Below are 7,924 nucleotides of genomic sequence, written 5' to 3'. Positions count from 1 at the left end.
TTGCCATAACTGAAGGAGATGTAAATGATTCCTCTCTTTTTGAAGATTTTATAGAGCATATACCCGCTGGCTCTACAATTTATGGAGATAAAGCATATTTTTCAAGAAAGAATTATAATATTGCTAAAAAGAAAGGAATAAAATTTCATTCCCCTCCTAAGAAAAATGCTTTAGCTAAATGTAGAGGAAGTAAAGAATTTGCAGAAGAAGTTAAATTGTATAAGGAGTTAGGATATGAAAAATGGGCAGAAGCTACTGGTTATAAAGAAAGATTTAACAAAGAATATGTTTTTTCGAGATTGAAAACAATATTTGGAGAAACCATAAGACCGATTACTCTTACAGGAGTTGCTATTACTCTTATGAACATGATTACTTTGTGCAATAAAGTAATTTAATTAAAATAGGAATATTCATGAATTTCATCTATTTACTCTATAAGTCCCATATACTTCTTTTCCCTATAGCTTTCATCGCAGATATCGCCGCCTTTGCGCCCTGCGAAACAGCAACAACTATCTGCCTCACCCCCCCTGTAATGTCGCCCGCTGCGAAAATTCTATCAATGCTTGTTCTTCCCATGTCATCCGCCTTTATGAAGCCATGCTCATCCAGAGCCAAGCCAATTTTTTTTGCAATCTCATTATTTGGCTCCTCGCCTATAGAAACAAAAATTCCATCTATGCTCATTTCCTTTATTTCATTTGTTTTAACATCCCTTATTTTAATTCCCTCAACCTTATCGTTTCCAATTATTTCATCAACAACACTATTCCATACAAAATTTATTCCCTTTTCTCTTGCTTCCTTTTCAATTATTTTTTCCGCTCTTAATTCATCTCTCCTGTGGATTACGCTTACATCAGCCCCTATATTGCTGAGATATATTGCCTCTATTATTGCACTGTTTCCCCCGCCAACAACTGCAACTTTTTTACCTTTAAAAAAGAAGCCATCACAGGTAGCACAATAACTAACTCCCCTCCCAGTAAATTTTTCCTCTCCCTTCACATTCAATTTTCTTGGCTGTGTCCCAGTGCATATTATAACCGCCTTAACAGAGTATTTTCCTCTATCAGTTATAACTTCAATTTCCTCATCAATTTTTATATCCTTTACCTCTTCAAATAATTTCATCTCAGCATACTGGGAAGCATGCTCCTTCATTTTCTCCATCAACTCCATGCCACCTATGCTTAAAAAACCAGGATAATTTTCTATTTTCGGCGAATTTATCGCAAGCCCCCCACCCATTCCCTTGTCATAAACAACAGCATGCGCCCCCCCTCTGCCAGCGTAAATGCCAGCCGCACAGCCAGACGGACCCGCCCCAATTATAGCGATTTCGTAATCCATGTTTGAATAATTAAAAATGGTATAAAATCTTTCTTTCTAAAACTGGAAAAGAAATGATTGCTTGCTCTTCATTTCATATTTTTTAATATTTTCATATATCTCTTTTGCTCTTTCTTTATTTACACTCAGGATTGCAGAAATTTCATCTTCGCTCAATTCAAATTTTGAAAGTATTTTTATCCCTTCATCGCTCAGCAATAAATTTTTTAAAATTTCAACAATTTCAACTGTTTTTTTAGATGATGCATGAATTTTTTCTCCTATTTTTTTTGCTGCGCTTAGCTTTGCCCGCCTGATGGCTTTGCTTTTTGACATTTCCTTCAGCCAGCGAGGAAAATAGCATGCCCTGCTTTTTAATTCTTTTTTTCTTGCAATTGCAACACCCCCACTCATCAAATCGCTTGCATAGCTCCACATTCCATAATACTGCCTTTTCCATTTCCTGCCCAGAAATATGTCTGCCCTGGAGAGATAGTGATAAGCATCTTTTAAATCTGAAAGATGAAGCAAATGGGGCAAATTTTCATCTATCCATATTATTAAATTCTCGGGTGTTTCATCAATTTCCCTCAAAATTTTTATAGCAATCCTCATTTCTCTTGCCTCCAAAATATTTCTGATTCCTTCAAAAATACCAGTTTCTCTATCCCTGTATCCCAAGCAGGAAAGCATTTCCTTTCCAACTCTCCTGCCATAAGATATTGATTGCAAATCATTTATTGCGCTCCTTAAATCTCCTCCGCTACGGTTTGCTATCGTATAAAGCACATTTTCATCGCAGTTTATTCCTTCCCCAATACAAATTTTTTTTAGCAAGCCTACAATTTCATCGTTTCTTATCTTCTTAAATTCAATTAAATTGCAAATCTTTTTTAGCTCCTCAGCATTCTTAAAAAGTTCATAAAGATCATTTACTATAATCACTATCGGCTGTTTGCTTTTCTTTATTGTCTCTATTATCGCCCCTTTCCCTCCAAAATCACCCTCCCTCTCATATAAATTATCTGCCTCATCAAAAATAATCAGTTTTTTTACTCCCTCCCTCCACCCTTCAAACCCGTAACCAATCGCCTCATTCACCGCGCCCGCCAGCGCAACCTCCTCGATAACATTCCTATTCCTCTCATCACTTGCATTTAACTCTATTACATACCACCCAAAGTCATTTGCAAGAGCATGTGCAGTGGATGTTTTTCCAACACCTGGTTTACCATATAATATGACAGCTTTTTTTTCTGGTATATTATTTTTCCATCCCTCAGCCCATTTTTTTAATTCAGAAATTGCCTCTGAATTACCAACAATATCTTTTAAACTTTTGGGTCTGTATTTTTCTGTCCAGTTCATTTAAATTCGATTTCTTTAAAAATGTCTTTCTTGAACTCTTCCCTTATTATATCTCCAAGCTTTGTTGGTATTCTTATTCCATATTCTTCATAAACCTCAATTCCATCTCTTGTGATATATGTTGGGTTGAAGGGATCAAAATCATGTGGGAGCTTTACAAGTTCATATTTATATTCACCTGTCTCTATATCTCTTATACATACTCTATAATTGTATTTATTCAAAACAGTATAGCTTCCCTGTAACTTGCTTACTAAATCTCTATAATAGTTTATGCTATTTTTTAGCTCCTTTATCTCATTTTCAAGTTCTCCAATTTTCTTTTTATGGCTTTCCAATTCTTGCAGAAGTTTTTCATTTTCATATTTCATTAAATCGCCCTTTGGTGTAAAATTTTCAATATGAGACAATTTCATCCTCAAAATCTCATTCTCTCTATACAATTCGCCAAGCCATGTAAGCAATTTTTCATCCGCTGGTTTCTCCTCTTCAATCTTTTTTATTTTTTCTTCGAGTTCTTCAATTCTCTTCTTATAAATATCTATCTCACTTTTTTCCTCAACCATCTCAACCTTTTCCTCTTTTTTTTCCTCCTCTTTCGGCTTTGTTGTTATAATCATCGCTCCCAACCATGCAAAAAGGAATAATAATATGGCTACTATTGTAATCGAAATGTTATCCATTTTACCACATATATATGCGTTTCATATTTCTAAACTTTTCGCTTTTCAAAAGCTTCCTTTATATGGTTTACAATTTCAGGATTTCTCAATGTTGTTATATCACCAAGCATTTCATTGTTTGCAATTTGTTTTAATAGTCTTCTCATTATTTTCCCGCTCCTTGTCTTTGGCAAGTCATCAACAAATATTATATCTTCTGGCCTTGCAGTGGGTCCAATTACCTTATCAACTTGCTTTATCAATTCCTTTTTCAACTCCTCACTTGGCTTAAATCCCTCTCTAAGTACAACATAAGCAAGAGGAGCCTGTCCCTTTATTTCATGAGATATCGCCACGACAGCAGTTTCTGCAACCGCTGGATGGGTTATTAAAGCACTTTCCACCTCAGCGGTTCCAAGGCGATGACCCGCAACATTTAGAATATCTCCAATTCTTCCAAGAAGCCAGAAATATCCGTCTTCATCTATCAAAGCACCATCTCCTGTATAAAATTTGTCATAACCATATTTACTCCAGTATTCCTCGATGTATTTATCATCTGCTTTATACAACCCGAGAAGCATTGATGGCCACGGTCTTGTTATAACAAGCTCTCCTTTCTGCCCCACAGGACATACTCCATTTTCATCTCTTACCTCCGCTTTAACTCCTGGGAAAGGAAATGTTGCAGATCCTGGCTTGAGATTTGTTATGCCTGGCAGTGGGGCTATTAGATGCATACCTGTTTCAGTCATCCACCAAGTATCAACAATAGGGCATTTCCTTTTACCAATTACATTGTAATACCAGAGCCAAGCTTCAGGATTTATTGGCTCTCCAACAGAGCCAAGAAGGCGCAAACTGCTCAAATCGTGCTCATTTGGCCATTTCTCACCCCATTTCATTGCCATTCTTATTGCAGTTGGGGCGGTATAAAATACTGTAACCTTATACTTTTCTATTATTTCCCACCATCTCCCTGGTGTGGGATAATCTGGAGCTCCTTCATATATTACACTTGTTATTCCTGTTGCAAGAGGAGCATAAACAATGTAGCTATGCCCGGTAATCCATCCAATATCTGCTGTGCACCAAAATATATCATCATCCTTTATATCAAAAACCCATTTCATTGTTGTTGTAACCCCAACAAGATAACCACCAGTGCTATGCATAACCCCCTTCGGCTTTCCAGTTGTTCCAGATGTATACATTAAAAAGAGTAAATCGCATGCATCCATTATTTCTGGCTCACATTCATTTTTCATATTTTTAACAGCTTCATCCCACCATAAATCCCTTCCTCTTTCCATATGAACATCCTGCTCCAATCTTCTTACAACAACTACTTTTTTAACATCAAGATTTTTAATTCCCTCATCTGCCTTCTCTTTATGATTAATCAATTTTCCTCTCCTGTAATAACCATCACATGTTATCAGATATTTTGAGTCAGCATCTTCCATTCTGTCTTTAAGTGCCTCACTGCTAAATCCAGCAAAAACAACCGAGTGCGGCGCCCCTATCCTGGCGCAGGCGAGCATCGCTATTGGCAATTCAAGGATCATTGGAAGATATATTGTTACAACATCTCCTTTTTTAACCCCTATGCTTTTTAACGCATTTGCAAACCTGCAAACTTCATGATACAATTCCCTATATGTTATTTTTTTAACATCGCCCATTTCTCCTTCCCATATGTATGCAATTTTATCTCCCTTAGTTTTTAGCCATCTATCAAGACAATTATATGAAGCATTTAATTTTCCATTTACAAACCATCTATAATAAGGAGGATTTGCTTCAATTACTTTATCCCATTTTTTATGCCAGTAAACCATTTCTTCCGCTCTTTTTGCCCAGAATTCAATATAGTTTTCTCCTTCTTCATAAACTTTTTTATCTTTTATCCATGCTTTTTTAACGAAATCTTCTGGTGGATATACTATTTCTTTTGATATCTCTTTCATATCGGGTGAATATGTAAAGAATACTTAAATTTTATGACATAAACAATTAAGAGTTTTCAACAGAATTATATATGAATAATAAATACCTCTTGAATGTATGAAAAGATAATAGCATTGGTAGTATTTGTAATATGTTATTCAATTGCAATTTCAAGAAAAATAAAAATATTTTATCCTGCAATTGCTTCTGCTGCATTCCTTATTTTGCTTGGTATTGTGCCCGCAAAATATGCTCTTTTTGAAGCAATAAAATGGGATGTTCTGGCAATTTACTGGGGTTTCATGATGGTTTCATATATTTTTCTCGATAGTGGGATGGCTTCCCTTATTGCACATAGGGTTATAAAAAAATTTAAAAAAGAAAAATATGTTATTTTTATTCTATGTGCAATCACAGCTTTTATTTCCTCCTTCATGGAAAATGTTGGTGTTGTTCTTATTATGGCTCCAGTTGCAATAGAAGTTGCAAAAAGACTTAAATCAAATCTTTTCTACTATATTATTCCAATTGCCATAAGTTCAAATGTTGCAACAACTCTTACAATGGTTGCGGACCCACCGTCAATTATTCTTGCTATAGAAACTGGAATGAAATTTTTTGATTTTTACTGGTTTTTAAATAAAATAAGTATTGGAACATTATCTGTTTTTGGAGTTATCTCCGCCTTACTTTCCCTTCTACTGATTTTCAGAAAAATGAATAAATCTTTTGAAATGGAAGATGAAAAAATAAGAGTTGATTATATTCCATCAGTCATTTTTGTTGCTGGTGTTTTAGCACTTGCTATATGTCCGTATTTTGGAATAAGGGTTGGAATTGTTGGCTTTGCGGTTGGCATAATTTCTCTTGTTTTTGGAAGAAAAAATTTGAAGAAAATGATTTATGAATTTGACTGGAATTCTTTCTTTTTCATAACAGGCATATTTGTTGTTGTTTCATCTCTTGAACTGACTGGTTTGCTGGGTGATTTTTCAAACTGGTTTGGAAAAATGGGAATAAAAAGCTCGAGTTTAATGGTTGCAATTATCATCTGGCTCTCAGTAGCAATTTCTTCTTTTATTGATAATGTGCCTTATACAATAATTATGATACCTGTGTGTAGGCAGATAGCGAGCGTTTTAAACATTTCCCCGTATCCTCTCCTCTTTGGTATGCTTATAGGAACAGGTATAGGAGGCAACATCACGCCAGTGGGAGCAACTGCAAATGTGTTTGCATGCGGAATTCTTGAAAAAAATGGGTATAAAATAAAACTGAAAGAATATCTAAAAATAAGCCTGCCATTTACACTGGTTGCGGTTACAGTTTCCCACTTACTGTTGCAGATTATATGGCTTTGAAAACTTTCTTATTAGGAAATATTTTATGGAAAAATACTCGAAAAATTAAAATTCAATAATTTGTTTTTATTAAAATGAAAGAAGATGCAAGAGCGATAATGTTTAACAGAAAAGCATCAGACAAAAAAAGCAAAGCAGATGAAATTATAAAAGCAATAGGGCTTAAAAAGGGGCAAAATATCGCCGATATTGGCGCTGGCGGCGGCTATTTCGCTTTGAGGTTTGCTGGGTTGGTTGGGGAAGGAAAGGTTTATGCAGTTGATGTAAATCCTGACTTATTGGAGTTTGTTAAGAAGGCTGCTGAAGAAAAAGGAATAGATAATTTAATTACCATACTTTCAGATGGAGAAAATTTGAATTTGCCAGAAAAAAGTTTAGATTTTATATTTATGAGGAATGTAACACATCATATTGGCAACAGGGTTGAATATTTTAAAAAATTGAAAAAATTTCTCAAGAAAGATGGTAAGGTTATAATAATTGAATATAAAAAGAAAAGATTTTCTCCTTTTCATAGACACTATGTTGCAAAGGAAGTAATTATTAAAGAAATGGAAGAAAGTAACTATTTACTTGAAAAAGATTTTGATTTTCTTCCTAAACAGCATTTTACAATATGGAAGCAAAAAATTATTAATAAATAATTTTTTACATTTGTGGCCTGGGTGGTGTAGCGGTAACATAAGGGACTGTGGATCCCTTGACCCGGGTTCAAATCCCGGCCCGGGCCCTCATGGGTTTTTAAAATAAATAAAAGTCATGTTGGTATTATTGGTATTTTCCAATTCTGTTTTTATTTCACAACTTCTGCATTTTGTAAGTGGGACTTCTTCCTTATCATCGTAATCATAAATCTGAGGATGCTGTTGTTTCCAATCGTCTGGAATATTAAGGTTTTTAAGGAATTCTGGTACTCTTGGTGCTGCATAATAGAACGCCTCTTCTGCAGAAATTAAACCATCTTTATTAACATCAGCACCTGTACAATTTGAATATAGAGCTTGTATCAAAAAGTATGTAAACACACCGGTTGGATCTAACCAGCCACAACCTACTGCACCTTCATCTGCACGGCATGCAGTTAAGATAACTCTTCCATCTCTTGCTAGTTTGTTATCTGGACCTGTTATTATTTCGCCACTGTTACAGCCATCGCTGATAATTATTTGGGTGGATGCCTCAAAATTATAGAGATCTAAAATATGACCAAAACCAGATCCATGACCGCTCCAATAGTAAAGAACAACA

8 protein-coding genes and 1 tRNA gene are annotated in these 7,924 nt (G+C 35.1%); 4 read left to right on the top strand and 5 right to left on the bottom strand.

The genetic code is table 11. The features are described 5' to 3' along the window. Positions 1–398, top strand: a 398-nt coding sequence (locus tag H5T45_06895) for a transposase (protein MBC7129433.1), incomplete at its 5' end; no start/stop codon positions are given. A 37-nt stretch (positions 399–435) separates the two neighbouring features. Here H5T45_06895 and trxB read toward each other — a convergent pair. The 4 genes from trxB to acs form a co-directional block, all read right to left on the bottom strand. Beyond that, on the bottom strand, positions 436–1,356 hold the full coding sequence (trxB, locus tag H5T45_06890; GenBank protein MBC7129432.1) for a thioredoxin-disulfide reductase: 921 nt from the start codon (positions 1,354–1,356) through the stop codon (positions 436–438). Positions 1,357–1,392: 36 nt separating this feature from the next. Then, entirely contained in the window at positions 1,393–2,703 is a 1,311-nt protein-coding gene (locus tag H5T45_06885) for a replication factor C large subunit (protein ID MBC7129431.1), read from the bottom strand. Beyond that, a complete protein-coding gene (locus H5T45_06880; protein MBC7129430.1) occupies positions 2,700–3,323 on the bottom strand; it encodes a hypothetical protein in 624 nt (207 codons plus the stop codon). Before H5T45_06880 ends, H5T45_06885 begins: the two co-directional genes overlap by 4 nt. Positions 3,324–3,415: 92 nt before the next feature. Further along, complete coding sequence (gene acs / locus H5T45_06875; protein MBC7129429.1) at positions 3,416–5,335, bottom strand: acetate--CoA ligase; 1,920 nt, start codon at positions 5,333–5,335, stop codon at positions 3,416–3,418. Between the two features lie 93 nt (positions 5,336–5,428). Here acs and H5T45_06870 point away from each other — a divergent pair, with 93 nt between their 5' ends. The 3 genes from H5T45_06870 to H5T45_06860 all read left to right on the top strand — a co-directional run bounded on the left by H5T45_06870 (position 5,429) and on the right by H5T45_06860 (position 7,406). Next, the gene (locus H5T45_06870) at positions 5,429–6,676 is read left to right on the top strand and encodes a hypothetical protein (GenBank protein MBC7129428.1); all 1,248 of its coding nucleotides are present in this window, start codon (positions 5,429–5,431) and stop codon (positions 6,674–6,676) included. A 74-nt stretch (positions 6,677–6,750) separates the two neighbouring features. Further along, positions 6,751–7,320: a methyltransferase domain-containing protein gene (locus H5T45_06865; GenBank protein ID MBC7129427.1), complete on the top strand. Its 570-nt coding sequence runs from the start codon at positions 6,751–6,753 to the stop codon at positions 7,318–7,320. 15 nt (positions 7,321–7,335) lie between these two features. Beyond that, a tRNA-His gene (locus H5T45_06860) sits at positions 7,336–7,406 on the top strand. Position 7,407: 1 nt separating this feature from the next. Here H5T45_06860 and H5T45_06855 read toward each other — a convergent pair. Beyond that, the coding region (locus H5T45_06855; protein MBC7129426.1) for a hypothetical protein at positions 7,408–7,924 on the bottom strand (517 nt) is incomplete at its 5' end.

The sequence above is a fragment of the Thermoplasmatales archaeon genome (assembly GCA_014361245.1).
In the GTDB taxonomy this organism is placed as follows: Archaea; Thermoplasmatota; E2; order UBA202; family JdFR-43; genus JACIWB01.
The sequence above is the reverse complement of the archived record's forward strand: the minus strand, read 5'-3'. Positions and strand labels throughout refer to the sequence as shown.